Source organism: Vicinamibacterales bacterium (assembly GCA_041659285.1).
Taxonomy (GTDB): Bacteria; Acidobacteriota; Vicinamibacteria; order Vicinamibacterales; family UBA2999; genus 12-FULL-67-14b.
This window is the reverse complement of the sequence record JBAZYO010000013.1, coordinates 57,667-71,356: the sequence shown is the minus strand read 5'-3', so window position 1 is coordinate 71,356 and position 13,690 is coordinate 57,667. Positions and strand designations below refer to the sequence as shown.

At 66.1% G+C, this 13,690-nt stretch carries 11 protein-coding genes; 6 read left to right on the top strand and 5 right to left on the bottom strand.

Going from position 1 to position 13,690, the window contains the following annotated elements; translation table 11 throughout:
• Nucleotides 1–14 precede the first annotated feature (14 nt).
• From WC815_18770 to WC815_18760, 3 genes are all read left to right on the top strand, one after another.
• Nucleotides 15–971 carry a hypothetical protein gene (locus WC815_18770; protein ID MFA5910829.1) on the top strand — a complete coding sequence of 319 codons (957 nt, stop codon included), beginning with the start codon at nt 15–17 and terminating at the stop codon, nt 969–971.
• A 96-nt stretch (nt 972–1,067) separates the two neighbouring features.
• Nucleotides 1,068–1,850 carry a hypothetical protein gene (locus tag WC815_18765; protein ID MFA5910828.1) on the top strand — a complete coding sequence of 261 codons (783 nt, stop codon included), beginning with the start codon at nt 1,068–1,070 and terminating at the stop codon, nt 1,848–1,850.
• Nucleotides 1,847–2,641, top strand: a complete 795-nt coding sequence (locus tag WC815_18760; GenBank protein MFA5910827.1) for a hypothetical protein — start codon at nt 1,847–1,849, stop codon at nt 2,639–2,641. Before WC815_18765 ends, WC815_18760 begins: the two co-directional genes overlap by 4 nt.
• Here the strand turns inward: WC815_18760 and secD are convergent.
• Both secD and WC815_18750 read right to left on the bottom strand, forming a co-directional pair.
• Nucleotides 2,589–4,916, bottom strand: a complete 2,328-nt coding sequence (gene secD, locus WC815_18755; protein ID MFA5910826.1) for a protein translocase subunit SecD — start codon at nt 4,914–4,916, stop codon at nt 2,589–2,591. The two genes, WC815_18760 and secD, sit on opposite strands and share 53 nt — an antisense overlap.
• Nucleotides 4,917–4,982: 66 nt before the next feature.
• A complete protein-coding gene (locus WC815_18750) occupies nt 4,983–5,330 on the bottom strand; it encodes a hypothetical protein (protein ID MFA5910825.1) in 348 nt (115 codons plus the stop codon).
• Nucleotides 5,331–5,388: 58 nt separating this feature from the next.
• Here WC815_18750 and WC815_18745 point away from each other — a divergent pair, with 58 nt between their 5' ends.
• Nucleotides 5,389–7,164 carry an amidohydrolase gene (locus WC815_18745; GenBank protein MFA5910824.1) on the top strand — a complete coding sequence of 592 codons (1,776 nt, stop codon included), beginning with the start codon at nt 5,389–5,391 and terminating at the stop codon, nt 7,162–7,164.
• A gap of 7 nt (nt 7,165–7,171) precedes the next feature.
• On the opposite strand, the gene WC815_18740 is transcribed toward WC815_18745, so the two are convergent.
• Nucleotides 7,172–8,347: a hypothetical protein gene (locus WC815_18740; GenBank protein MFA5910823.1), complete on the bottom strand. Its 1,176-nt coding sequence runs from the start codon at nt 8,345–8,347 to the stop codon at nt 7,172–7,174.
• A gap of 86 nt (nt 8,348–8,433) precedes the next feature.
• Between WC815_18740 and WC815_18735 the strand changes: the two genes are divergently transcribed.
• Complete coding sequence (locus WC815_18735; GenBank protein MFA5910822.1) at nt 8,434–9,327, top strand: creatininase family protein; 894 nt, start codon at nt 8,434–8,436, stop codon at nt 9,325–9,327.
• An 18-nt stretch (nt 9,328–9,345) separates the two neighbouring features.
• Here the strand turns inward: WC815_18735 and WC815_18730 are convergent, their stop codons facing one another.
• Complete coding sequence (locus WC815_18730; GenBank protein ID MFA5910821.1) at nt 9,346–10,341, bottom strand: hypothetical protein; 996 nt, start codon at nt 10,339–10,341, stop codon at nt 9,346–9,348.
• A 17-nt stretch (nt 10,342–10,358) separates the two neighbouring features.
• A complete protein-coding gene (locus tag WC815_18725) occupies nt 10,359–11,237 on the bottom strand; it encodes a dienelactone hydrolase family protein (GenBank protein ID MFA5910820.1) in 879 nt (292 codons plus the stop codon).
• A 205-nt stretch (nt 11,238–11,442) separates the two neighbouring features.
• Between WC815_18725 and ccoN the strand changes: the two genes are divergently transcribed.
• Nucleotides 11,443–13,689, top strand: coding sequence for a cytochrome-c oxidase, cbb3-type subunit I (gene ccoN, locus WC815_18720; GenBank protein MFA5910819.1), 2,247 nt, complete (start codon nt 11,443–11,445; stop codon nt 13,687–13,689).
• The last annotated feature ends 1 nt before the right edge of the window (nt 13,690 follow it).

The following is a 13,690-nucleotide window of genomic DNA, read 5'->3' as shown; positions in this document are numbered from 1 at the left end:
CTAGAATCTAGTCCATGCGGAAGTTCTGTCTTCGCCTGGTGGCCATCCTCGTTCTGGCTTCGACCCTGGTCTCGGGCCAGCGGGGCAACGGCGACCGCCGGCCTGACTTCGAGGGTGTCTGGAATTCGGCGACCGCGACGCCCCTCGAACGTCCACGGGAGCTGAAAGACAAGCCGTTCTTTACGCCTGAAGAGGCCGCCCGGTGGGAGCACGACTTCGCGCAACGGAACGCGGAACCTCCGCCTCAGGCCGCGGCGAAGGGCGCCGGCACCGGAACCTACAACACGGTCTACCGCGAGTGGGGGACCCGCGTGGTCAAGACGCTTCGGACGTCGATCGTCACGGACCCTGCCGATGGCCGCATCCCCGCGCTGACGCCGGCGGCGGCCGAGATCAAGCGGCGACGGCTCGACGGCCTGAAGAAGTTCGAGAATCCGGAAGACCTGGGCCTCCAGGATCAATGCCTGACGTTCCTCACCGCCGGGCCGCCCATGCTGCCGTATTCCTACAACAGCAACTACCAGATCGTGCAGACCAAGGATGCCGTCCTGGTTCATGCCGAAATGATCCACGACGCGCGAGTCATTCATCTCGACGGCCGTCCGCACCTGCCATCGGCCATGCGCTCGTGGTTGGGAGACTCGATCGGACGCTGGGAGGGCGACACGTTGGTCGTCGACACCACGAACTTCAACGATGGCGGCGGCTTCTACGGTGACGCCGGCGGCAACTTCGGTTGGGACCGCAACCTGCACGTCATCGAACGCTTTCGCCTGTTCGACGCCGATACGCTGCTCTACCAGTTCGAGATCGACAACCCGACCGCGTTCACCCAGCGTTGGAAAGGCGAACTGACGATGACGCGATCGGGCGAGAGGATTTACGAATACGCCTGCCACGAAGGCAATTACTCGCTGACCAACATGCTGCGCGGCTTCCGCGCCGCCGAGCGGAAGCCGCCGGCGCGCTGAAGCGCTGACGCGGCCGTGCGCGGCTGCAGTGTGCTCGCCTGACCCCGTCGACGGCTGACCTTGCCGCCCACGACGTCAAAAGCCATATTCTGAGTAGTGTTACGAATATTGTCGTGGTGGCCGTGCGTGCTCTTCGCCGCCTGTGTCGGTTGCGGTAGCAACTCGACGCCGGCGTCGCCGACCTCGCCGACCGCTCCAGTCCCGCCACCATCGGGGCCCTCGGTCTCGTTCCTGTTGATCGACGCCTCAACGATTGGCCGCGGCACCCAGGCCGCACTCGTGACCGGGCAGTCGCACCAGATGCGCGTTCGCGGTGTCACTCCACAGGGCCTGAGCGACATCGAGGCCGCTTGGACTAGCGACAACCCTGCGGTGTTGAGCAGCGCACCACAGGGCCGCATCACCGGCGTGGCCAATGGCTGGGCCACGATCGTGGCTGTCTACCAGGGCGTCTCGGCCACCATGAACGTGCGCGTGGCCACCGACTACGGCGGCGGCTGGCCTGGAACGCTGCGCCTGATCAGCTGCGACTCCCCCGATGCCGCATTCTGCGCCCAGCGGTTTCCTCCCGGCACGCGGCGGCCGCTGCAACTGTCGGTGACCATGGATCGCCTGTTTGCAGTGGTCAGGTTCAACTGGGATCTCGACGGCAGCACCCTGTTGCTGACCGAGACGGTGGAGGTGGGCTTAGACGGAAGCCTGGCCTTCGCGGGTGCCGCCCACGACAGCCGCGGGTTCGAGGCCCCGCTCATCATCGCCGGCTGGCGCGCCGCGCTGGCCGCGCCCGACCGCCTGACCGGCCGCGTGACGCTGATTCACGGCTTGCGCGACCCGGCCCGCACCGAGTGGGAACTGGTCGATGTGACGAGGGTCCGATGAAACGATTGCAGTCCGTCCTCCTCCTGCTTGCAGCGCTGAGCACAGTGGGCGGCTGCGATCGCAATACGCCGACCGCGCCGACACCACCGCCGCAGAACCAGGACCCAGTCCCGCCGCCGGCGACGCTGACCGGACTCGTCGTGTCCGTTCCGGAGAGTCTCGTGGTCGCTGGTGCGAGCCTGGTTATGCGGGCCAACGGGCGATACTCGGACGGCACGCTGGTACCGGTGCAGCCGCAATGGTCCGTCAGCCCGGCGGCCGCCGCGGACATTTCGCCGAGCGGCGTGCTGACCGCGCGGAGTCCCGCCGACGTCAGCGTGATCGCCCGGTTGGCGGAATTCGAAGCGCAGGTCAACGTGAGGGTCGCGCCCAACTACGCCGGCACCTGGCGCGGTTCCTGGCGCCGGCTCGAGTGCTTTGGTCCGCGCTGTGGACAGGGCGACTTCTCCAATCCCGTTGTCGACCTCTTGATCACGCAAACGGGGACCGGCCGTGAGCTGTCGGCGGTGATGTTGTTTGGTCCGTGGGATGGCACCCGCTACGCGCTCTCGGGACGGGGGCTGTCGGTTGGCGCTGACGCGTCGCTGGGCTTGTTCTGGCTCGAACGCGGCCCGGCGGGTGAGCGCCGGTTCGAGATCTCCACCCTGCCCAGCGCGATCGCGGTGTCTGAGCGCCAGACCCTCGGTGGCCACATGTCGATGCGGTTCACCGAGGGCCGGGACGTCACACGCCTCGAGTTCAACCTTGTTGAACTTGCCCTGGTATCTCGCGTCGTCCGCCTTCCCGACTGAGTGAGAGCGCACGTGTCCGGACACGCTGGCTCAACAGAATCGCGATCGACGAGGCGATGAACACGGTTGAGTAAGTGCCTGCCACGATACCGACCAGCATCGTGAAGGCAAATCCCTGCAGCGCTTCACCGCCAAAGACGTAGAGCGCGACGACCGACAGGAATGTCGTCCCGGCGGTGATCACGGTCCGCGACAGGGTCTGGTTCACGCTCAGGTTGACCACCGCGTCGAGCCCCTGCACGGGCTTCTGCTTCGCGTTCTCGCGCACGCGGTCGAAGATCACGATGGTGTCGTTGACCGAGTAGCCAATGATGGTCAGCAACGCCGCGACAACGTTCAGTGTCAGGTCGTAGCCGCCCAGCGAGAGGCACGCCAGCGTGACCAGCACGTCGTGCAACGTGGCGGCGATGGCACCCGTCGCAAACGCGAAGCGGAACCGGATGCCGATGTAAAGCGCGATGGCCGCAAGCGAGGCGGCCACCGCGTAGACCCCGCGGCGCTGCAGATCGTCGCCGACCATGGCGCTTACCAACTCCCGCTTCTGGAATGTGAACTCAGGCAGGCCCGCCGTCTGCAACGCCTGTCGGATCTGCTGGACCGTTGCCTCCAGGGCACCGTCGCCAGACGAGGCCAACGGCAGCCGGATCATGAACTGACGGTCGGCAGCGGCGCCGTAGCGCTGCACGACCTCGTCGCCCGGCAACGGCGCGACCGCCGCCCGCACCTGTTCCTCGGTAACGCCGTCCTGCTTGAATTCCACCACGGCCAACGTGCCGCCGGTGAAGTCGATGCCGAGCGGAAGCCCCTTGGTCGCCACCGCCGTCACACCGGCCAGGACAATGGCGAGGGAGATGGCCACGGCGTGCCAGCGCCAGCGCGTGAAGTTGGCGCGCGTGTGGGCAAACAGTTGCGAGGTGCCAATGCTCAGGGTGCCGCCGGCTCCTTTCCCTCTGAGCGCCACCTCGAACATCGTCCGCGACACGAACACCGACGTGAAGACGTTTGCCAGCAAGCCAATGGCGAGCGTCGTCGCAAAGCCGCGAATGGCACTGGTGCCGAACTGGAACAGGAATGCCGCCGCGATCAGCGAGGTCACGTGCGTGTCAACGAGCGTCAGCCACACGCGCGTGAACGCGGCTTTCACGGCCGCGCGCGGGGCCTGGGATGCCGCCAGTTCCTCCTTGATCCGCTCGAAGATCAGTACGTTCGAGTCGACGCCCATGCCAATGGTCAGGATCAACCCGGCAATGCCCGGCAGCGTGAGCGTCACCGGGAGGTAGGCCATCAGCGCCAGCAGGATCAGCAGGTTCAACACCACCGACGTCAGCGCGTTGAGGCCGGCCAGGCGGTAGTAGCCAAGCATGAACACCAGTACCAGGCCGAGCCCGCCGAGCGACGCCAGCACGCCGGCGCGAACGGAGGCGGCGCCAAGGCTGGCGCCAATGGTGCGTTCCTCGACGTATTCCAGGTCCGCCGGCAGCGCGCCCGAGTTCAGGGTAATCACCTGCTGGACCATCTCCTCCCGGCTGACGCCTGAAATCTGACCCTCGTCATCGATGCGCGACTCGATGGTCGCGACCGACGTCACGAGGTTGTCGAGCACCGTCGCCAGCGGCCGATTGATGTTGCTCGCGGTGAATTCGCCAAACCGCCGCGCCGCGTCGGGCTTGAGCGTGAAGCCGACCGCGGGCCGGTTGTTCTGGTCGAGCGACTGCCTGGCACTGCGCAGGTCAATGCCCGCCACGGCCGGCACTCGGTGGACGACGTAGAACAGCGTGCTGTCAGGTTCGCCGGGGTTGGCTGGTCCCGGCAATACCTCGAGGTCGGACGGCAGCGCGTTGTTGTAGGCCAGGAGCGCGGCCTCGCGGGTTGGGAAGGGTCCTTGATCGACCAGGGTCAACCGCAACTGCGCCGTTGACTTGATGATCTGCTTGGCGCGATCGACGTCCGAGACGCCGGGCAGCTCCACCAGGATCTGGTCGGCCGCCGTGTAGCGCTGAATCACCGGTTCGGCGACGCCCAGTTCATTGACCCGCCGCTCGACGGTGCGCAGCGCCTGCTCGACGATGGCGGCGGGTGTGACCCCGGCTTGCGGCTGCCGCGCCAGGGCCTCGTCGGCCTTGACCCGCAGCACGAGCTGCACGCCGCCGTTCAGGTCGAGGCCGAGCTTGAGCGAGTTCTGAATCGGATAGATGACCCAGAGCGAAAGCGCAATGACACCAATGATGGTGAGCACGCGATTGCGCGTGCTCACGCCGAATGAAGACGTAGCCATGACCGATCCTCCTGTCCGAACGAAGACACACCTGTAGTTGGGTGACCGCGAACTAACGGCGGCGGTTCAGATCAGGAGCGGCGTATGGCGGAGGTAGGGTGGTGCGGGAGAAGCCGGTGGATCCGGCGAGCTGACGGCGAGGGCCGTTTCGAACGTGCGCGGCGAGCGCGTCGCGGCGAGAGCGGCATGCACCGGCGCTGACTTCCAGACCGATTCGGCCGTGGGGGCCACGGCGTCGTGCTGGGCACGCCACTGCTGGTTTGGATCGATCGGCCCCTGCGAGTCGCCGGAAACCGAGCGAGACTCGACCCCGGACATCTTGACGAGGTCCTGCGAGGGGTTCGGACCCGAGCGGGCGGCCACTGTCCACAGGAGCGCGGACAGGCCGATCGCGAGCAGTATCAGGCGGCGCACGAAACCATTCTGACCCGTCGCCGGATAATGGTCAAACGCGTGTAGGATCGGCCTCGCCATGAAGCCTACCCGCCCCCAACTTGTCCCGCCGAAGCCGCCGGCGAAGGTGGATCGCCGACAGTTCATCAACGCCGGCAGCGCCGCCGTTGCCGCCATCGCCGGGGCGCCGGAGCTGATTGCCCATGCCCAGTCAGCGGCCGCGCCGCAGATTGCCGGAGCCGGCGGACCGGATCCCGATCTGATCGTGGTGAATGCCACGGTCTACACCATGGACCCGCGGGCGCCCCGGGCCGAGGCGTTTGCCGTCGCCGGCGGGCGTTTCGTCGCCATCGGCTCGAGCAGTGACATTCGCGGCCTCACCGGCAAGAACACGCAGACCTTCGACGCCAAGGGCATGACCATCGTCCCGGGCTTCATCGACTGCCACAACCACGCCGGCGGGGAAGTGCTGCTGAACGAAGTGCTGGTCGGCAATCCCTTCGAGGTCGAGTTCGTCAGCATCCGCAGCGTCATCGGCAAGCTGCGCGAGCGGGCGCAGGCGACGCCGCCGGGGACGTGGGTCGAGGGCTACTTCTTCGACGACACCAAGGTCAGCGACAAGCGGCAGTTGACCATCCGCGACCTGGACGAGGTGTCGTCCGAGCATCCGGTGATCGTCCGCCATCGCGGCGGCCACACCTATTTCTACAACAGCAAGGCCTTCGCCATGGCCGGCATCACCAAGGACACGCCCAACCCGATGGGCGGCACCTACGACAAGGACGCGAACGGGCAGCTGAACGGGCGGGTCACCGACCTGGCGTCGGCGCCGTTCAACAAGGTGGGCACCCGGCGCACCTATACGGCGGAGCAGGCCGAGCAGCGCGCCCGCGACGGCATCGCCCACATCTCGAAGCAGTTCGCGCGCTACGGTCTCACCAGCGTGCACCACGAGGGCGGCAACCTGCAGGCCATGCAGGACGTGCGCGCCCGAGGCGAGCTCAAGCACCGCATCAGCTACGAAGCCGGCGGCCGCGTGCTCGAGGCGATGATCTCGGCCGGCATCCAGACCGGCTTCGGCGACGAGTGGATCAAGTTCGGCGCCACCTCCGAACACACCGTGGACGGCTCGTTCTCGGAACGCACCATGGCGCTCAGCACGCCGTATCCTGGCGTGACGCCGCCCTACAAGGGCAACGTCACCGAGACGCAAGACACCCTGAACACGTGGGTGGAACGGGTGCACCGCGCCGGTATTCAAGTGAACTGCCACGCCAACGGCGACGTCGCCATCGACATGTATCTCACCGCCATGGAACGCGCGCTCACGCTCGCGCCCCGCGCCAACGCGCGGCCGAAGATTACGCACTGCACGCAGGTGAATCCCGCTCTGGTCGCGCGGATCAAGGCGCTCGGTGCCGTGCCGGCGTTGTTCACGACCTACGCCTTCTACAACCCGGATAAGTTCGTGTACTACGGCGAGGAGCTGATGAAGAACTGCATGGCGTTCCGCTCGCTGCTCGACGCGAGCGTCTACGCGTGCGCCGGGTCGGATTTCAGCCCGGGACCGTTTGCGGCACTGATGGGCATCCAGGGCATGGTCACGCGCAAGGGCTGGGACGGCAAGGTGTGGGGCGCCAACCAGCGCATCAGCGTCAGCGAGGCGATCGCCGTCAATACCTACAACGGCGCGTGGGCGTCAGGCGAGGAGGCGATCAAGGGATCGATCACCCCCGGCAAGCTCGCGGACTACGTGGTGCTGGCCAGCGACCCGCACACGATCGATGTCGAGAAGATCAAGGACATCCAGATCGTCCGCACCGTCGTTGGCGGACAGATCTCGCACCAGGCGTAGTCGCCCGTTACTTCGGAGTGCCGGCTGCGACCGGCGGCTTCACGCTCGACGCCGGCCTGGTTCCCTTGAGAATCCAGCGCTGCATGCGCCGGCCGTTGCCGGCCTCGCCGGTGTACATCCGGCTCTTGGAATCAATCGCGACCATGTGCGCGCGGATGAACTCGCCGGCCTGGCGTCCCGGCTTGCCGAAGCGGTCGAGAATCGCGAGATCTTTCCTGCGGAGAATCCACACGCGCTGGTTGGTGCCGTCGATCAGGTAGAGCAGGCTCTGTTCCGCGTCGCGCGAAAACTGCAGGCTGAAGCCGCTCCCCGACCCGCCGGTTTCCGGACGCACGAACCGCTCCATCAGGTACTCGCCGTTCTGGCGGAATACCTGGATGCGGTTGCCGCGGCGATCCGAGACATAGATGAGGCCGTCCTTGGATCCGACGAGGCCGTGCAACGTGGAGTACTGCTGCGGGGGACTGTCGGGCTTCACCGGATACGCGTACTTTTGCGTGTCGTCCGGACGCTTACCGTAGGCGCCCCAATGCCGCTTGTACTTCCCGGTCGCGGCGTCGTAGACCACGACCCGCTTGTTGATGTAGCCGTCGGCGATGAACAGCTCATTGGTCTTCGGCTCGACGTAGAAATTGGCCGGTCCACCCAGGTGATCCGGATCGTTGCTGCCCTTGTTGACGCCGGGCTCGCCGATGGTCATCACGTGCTTGCCGTCCTGCGTGAACTTCATCACGTGCATGCCGTTGCTGGTGCCCATCCAGACGAAGCCGTTGTGGTCGATGTAGATGCCGTGTTCCTGCTTGAACCAGGTGTAGCCGTCGCCGGGTCCGCCCCATGTGCGCAACACCTTGCCCTCGGCGTCCAGTTCGAGGACCGGCGGTGCGGGAAGGCAGCAGTCGGCAATCGGCGGCTTCGAGGCCGCGCCGATCTCCTGATCGGTGAGGCTCGACGGCATGTGGATCACCCAGAGGTGATCGCGATCGTCCACGAACAACCCGCGGATGTCGCCGAGGATCCAATCGTTAGGCAGCGTCGGCGGCCAGGTCGGATCGATCTCGTAGATCGGCAGCCGATCGGAGGTGGGCGACTTGGGGTCGGCCTTGGCGGTCGCCCCTTGAGCGGCGGCCACCAGGGGCAGGAGCAAGCCGGCCACCAGGGCCGCGAACGAGCGTGTGCACGTCATGAGCCGGGATTATCGCTCATTGCCTGTGTCGGCGGTGGCGTCCTGTGAGTAAAATATCGCCGGTGGAGCCCCTTATGAAACTACTCGTGCGCGTTGTCATCGCTGTCTGCATGTTCACGGTCAGTGTCGCCGCCCAGGCGCCGGGGGCGCGTCCGCAGCGGCCGCAGCTCACGCCGGAACAGCAGGCGGAAGCCGCCAAGCGGCGCGAGGCGGAAATGATCGCCCCGCGGCCGATTGCCGCGCTCGACAGCGTGTGGACCGAGGAACTGACCTGGATGGAAGTGCGCGACGCCATCAAGGCGGGCAAGACCACGGGCCTCATCCTCACCGGCGGCGTTGAATCCAACGGCCCGCACCTGGCCACCGGCAAGCACAACTTCGTGCTCAAGGTGATGGGCGATGCGATTGCGCGCAAGTTGGGGAATGCCCTCGTGGCGCCGATTGTGACCCTCGAACCCGGCCGGCCCGACGGCGACCGCGTCGCGCCCGGCAGCGTGTTCCTGTCGCAGGCCACCTATCGCGCCGTGCTGACCGACATGGCCATGAGCCTCAAGGGCATGGGCTTCACGAAAGTGATCCTGATGGGCGACAGCGGCGGCAACCAGGGCGCCATGAAAGAAGTGGCGGCCACGCTCGACGAGAAATTCAAGGCGGCGGGCACCCGGTTCATCTTCATCCCCGAGTACTACGACTACGCGTCGGTGCAGAAGATGCTGCAGGCCAGCGGCATCCCCGAGCAGATCGAGATTGGCGCCAGCCAGGGCTCCGACAAGATCCACGAGGAGTACGGCATCGACGCGTTGATGGCGCTGTACGACCCGAAGACCATCCGCATCGACGAGCGCACCAAGGCCAACCGCACCACGATCAACGGCGTCAGCCTGTTGCCCATGAGCAAGACGCTGGAGATGGGAAAGAAGATCGCCGAGCTGCGCGCCAAGCTGACGGTGGACGCGATCAACAAGGCGATGGGTAAGTAGTACTCGACCTCGCGCCGGTCAGTTCGCCAAGGCCGTCAGCAACTCCCAGACGGTAATCAGCGTGGCGGTCAGCAGCCCGGTGATCGCTCCGGTGTACGCCGCGCCACCGATCATGGTGCTGCGGGCCGCGTCGTTCGAAAGCTCGGCGTGAACCCGCTCCGGCATGTAGACCTTCCCATCGCGAAAGGGATGGTCCGGGAGTTGAGGCGTCAAGGCCAAGGCCAGCGTCACCGTGATCGCCTGCGACGTCCCGTAGATCAGGCCGGCGATTGCGGCCACCGCTACGGTTGCGAGCGCGAGGCTCGTCGCGGTGAGAACCGCGCAAATCGTCAAAACCGCGAGAATCAGCCGGATAAACGCGGCCCAATCGAAGGGGAACGCTCCACCAAAACCTCCGCCGAACCCCGATCCGGCGCCGATCGCCCAGACCACAACCGGAGTATCGCGGAGGGCTTCGAGGCCCCCTGCCGAACCCCAGGATGGAAAGCCCAGCCACGCCATCAAAAATCCAGCGACAACTCCTGCGATCATGTGTCCGGCCACCGTGGAGACGCCCAGGCGCTGAACCGACAGAAGCTCTGGCTCCCCAAGGATTTCGACGACCCGCTGCGCTAACGATGAGTGCCGCCGCTCGCGATAGCGCAATACGCCGATCACCAATCCGACGAACGCCCCCATGGCGGCGTTGGCGATGAACTCGGTGAACGGCATCTGGAGTCCTGCCGCTATCGCTGTCCCCGCGTTCACGCCGGCGCTCATCGCATCGAACAGTGCCGTCCAGACGACGGGTACGCCCTGCCAGACCGCGTAAGTCGCCGCCGCCAGCACCACGACGCCGAACGCGATGAGCACGGTCCACTGGAAGACAAAGGCGGCCAGGCTGACGAGTGCCATCGCGCCCACCTCAGCAACCTCGAGTGCTGACTTCACCGCGCGCCCGAAGGCCCCTCGCGGTTCCCACTCCTGGGTGCCTTTGCCCAGTCCTGGCTGCTTGAAGGGCGACTGGATCGTCATCCCTGTCAGCTACGGGTCTACGCCAACGCCTTGCCGAACAGCACCAGCAGGCGGCTCCACGCCCGCTCGGCCTGCTTCTCGTTGTAGACCGCCGAGTCGGGCGGGCACCAGCCGTGCGCGGCGCCGGAGTAGACCTCGATCTCCGCGGGGAGATTGGCCTTGGCGTAGGTGTCTTTCAACACGGTCTTCGCATCCGGTTCCCGCTGGTCGTCGTTCTCGGCAATGGCGAACAGGAACTGCGCCTTCATGGTGGGAACCAGCAGGTGCGGGCTGGTGGGGTCCGTGGTGACCAGGCCGCCGCCGTGGAACGACGCGCCGGCGCCGATGCGGTCTGGAACCGCCGCTGCGGTGCGCATGACGATGGGCCCGCCCATGCAATAACCCGTCGTGCCGATCTTCTTGCGCTTGTCGACCGCAGCCTGCGCATCCAGGAACGCGACAAACGCCTTGGCGTCGGTCACGTGCGTGGTGGCGTTCAGGTTGCCCGCCAGCCCCATCACCGTCTTGCGGACCTCGGGATCCGAAAACTGTGCGCCGGTCGGGACGACGGGCGCGGGTTTCTGGCGATAGAAGGGGTTCACGACCAGCACCGAATAGCCCGACTCGGCAAGGCGCTTGCCCATTTGCCGGAAGGCCGGACGCAGCCCAAGAATGTCGGGCCACACGATGACGCCGGCATGCGCGCCGGTGGCCGGGTGGACGAAGTAACAGTCGGCGACGCCGTCCGGCGTCGTTACCTTGACTTCGGACTCGCGCACGGCCTGCGCGTTGGCCGCCCGCGGCAGCACGAACGCCATGCCCGCGCCGAACGCCAGCGCCCCAAGCTCACGCCGCGTCACCGCGCCGCGCGAGATGTATTCCTTCAGGTCGTCGTCGAAATGGTCCTGATCGCACATTAGAAGCCTCCTGTCGGCCGCTGCAATTTGTCACGAAGTATATCCAGCCGGGCTTCCCGGACCGCGAAGATTTCCAGAGCGCTGCGAATTTTCCCGCGTTTGTACCCGCGTTTTCCCCCGGGGAGGGTCCCCAGCTCGACGGAACAAGTCTTGCTGAACGACTGTCCTGAATGCCCCACCACCCACCTGAAAGCGCAAGGGCGTGATGGGCAACACCGTTCGTTACGACGATCGCACGCCACGGCTGTTTTTTCTGGCCGCCGTGGTGTGGGCCGTCGTCGGCATGCTCGTCGGCGTGCTGATTGCGGCGATGTTGTTCATGCCGGCGCTGAACCTGGCGCCCTACCTGACGTTTGGCCGCCTCCGTCCGCTCCACACCAACGCCGTCATCTTCGCGTTCTGCGGCAACATCATCTTCGCCGGCACCTATCACTCGAGCCAGCGGCTGTTGAAAACGCGCCTCTTCAGCGACGCCCTGTCGAAGTTCCACTTCTGGGGCTGGCAGCTGCTGATCGTCGCCGCCGCCGTCGCCCTCGTCACCGGCAACACCCAGGGCAAGGAGTACGCCGAGCTGCCGTGGCTGCTCGACATCGTCATCGCCGTGCTGTGGGTGACGTTCGCGATCAACTTCTTCGGCACCATCGCGATTCGCCGCGAGAAGCACCTCTACGTCGCCATCTGGTTCTACATCGCCACCATCGTCGCCGTCGCCATCCTGCACATCGGCAACAGCATGGTGATGCCGTACTCGTGGCTCGGCAGCTACTCGGCCTACGCCGGCGTCAAGGACGCGCTGATGCAGTGGTGGTACGGCCACAACGCCGTCGCCTTCTTCCTGACGACGCCGTTCCTGGGGCTGATGTACTACTACCTGCCGAAGGCGGCGGAGCGGCCGGTGTTCAGCTACCGGCTGTCGATCATGCACTTCTGGTCGCTGGTGTTCGTCTACATCTGGGCGGGGCCGCACCACCTGCATTACTCCGCGGTGCCCGAGTGGGCCTCCACTCTGGGCATGCTGTTCTCGCTGATCTTGTGGATGCCGTCATGGGGCGGCATGGTCAACGGCTTCTTCACGCTGCGCGGCGCTTGGCACAAGCTCCGCGAGGACCCGATCCTGAAGTTCATGGTCGTCGCCATCACCTACTACGGGATGTCGACGTTCGAAGGCCCGATGATGTCGATCAAGTCGGTGAATGCGGTGTCGCACTTCACCGACTGGACCATCGGCCACGTTCACGCCGGCACGCTCGGCTGGAACGCCTTCCTGTCGTTCGCCATCCTCTACTGGGCGGTGCCTCGGCTGTGGAAGACCGGGCTCTACTCGACGAGGCTCGCGACGCTGCACTTCTGGATCGCCACCGTCGGCCTGATCAGCTACCAGGTGTCGATGTGGGTGGCGGGCATCACGCAGTGGGCGATGTGGCGCGCGTTCGAGCCCGACGGCCGGCTGGTCTACCCGGACTTCATCGAGACGGTCGTGCGGCTGGTTCCACTCTACTGGGTTCGCCTGATGGGCGGCGTGGTGTTCTTCATCGGCCTGCTGATGATGTGCTGGAACCTGTTCAAGACCATCCAGTCGGCGCCGGCCAATTTCGCGGACGAGCCGGAAGTGAACGCGCCGCCGCTGGTGTTCGAGCCGATGTTGGCTCCCGGCGCCGTGACCGCCCCCGGCACCTACGACCACGCGCTCTACCGCCTGCAGTACGCGACCCGGCACGGCTTCCATCGCATGCTCGAGAGCCGCCTGGTGACCTTCACCGTGCTGGTGGTATTGGCACTCGCCGTGGGATCGCTGGTCGAGACGGTGCCGATGTTCTTCGTCAAGGGCAACGTGAAGGAGATTGCCAGCGTCACGCCCTACACGCCGCTCGAGGTGGTCGGCCGCGACATCTACGTGCGGGAGGGCTGCTACAACTGTCACTCGCAGATGGTCCGGCCGTTCCGCTACGAAACCGAACGCTACGGCGAGTACTCGAAGGCGGGCGAGTACATCTACGACCGCCCCTTCCAATGGGGCTCGAAGCGCACCGGCCCGGACCTGCATCGCGTCGGCGGCAAGTACCCGTCGCTCTGGCACGTCCGCCACATGGCGCGGCCCGACTCGACGACGCCCGGGTCGATCATGCCGCGGTATCCGCACCTGCTCACGAGCCCGTTCGACACCAGCCTGATCGGCGCGAAGCTGCGCGCCCTGCGCTCGCTCGGCGTCCCGTATAGCCAGGGCGCGATCGACACCGCCGAGGCGGCCATGCGGACCCAGGCCGCCGCCATTGCCGGCGAAGTGGCGCTGCAGCAGGGGCCCACCGGGCTCGACGACAAGGAAATCATCGCGCTCACGGCCTACCTGCAACGCCTCGGCACCGACATCCAGTGGAAGCGCCCGCAGCTGCAACCGGCGGTGGCCGCTCTGCCGGTGCCGCCGGCGCGGCCCGCCGGCGGGGGAATGAGGTAGC

Bases quoted from the DNA above. Each gene is read 5' to 3' on its own strand.
- WC815_18740 (MFA5910823.1), bottom strand. From the start codon at position 8,347: ATGACGTGCACACGCTCGTTCGCGGCCCTGGTGGCCGGCTTGCTCCTG.
- ccoN (MFA5910819.1), top strand. From the start codon at position 11,443: ATGGGCAACACCGTTCGTTACGACGATCGCACGCCACGGCTGTTTTTT.
- WC815_18730 (MFA5910821.1), bottom strand. From the start codon at position 10,341: ATGACGATCCAGTCGCCCTTCAAGCAGCCAGGACTGGGCAAAGGCACC.
- WC815_18745 (MFA5910824.1), top strand. From the start codon at position 5,389: ATGAAGCCTACCCGCCCCCAACTTGTCCCGCCGAAGCCGCCGGCGAAG.
- WC815_18725 (MFA5910820.1), bottom strand. From the start codon at position 11,237: ATGTGCGATCAGGACCATTTCGACGACGACCTGAAGGAATACATCTCG.
- WC815_18760 (MFA5910827.1), top strand. From the start codon at position 1,847: ATGAAACGATTGCAGTCCGTCCTCCTCCTGCTTGCAGCGCTGAGCACA.
- WC815_18770 (MFA5910829.1), top strand. From the start codon at position 15: ATGCGGAAGTTCTGTCTTCGCCTGGTGGCCATCCTCGTTCTGGCTTCG.
- secD (MFA5910826.1), bottom strand. From the start codon at position 4,916: ATGGCTACGTCTTCATTCGGCGTGAGCACGCGCAATCGCGTGCTCACC.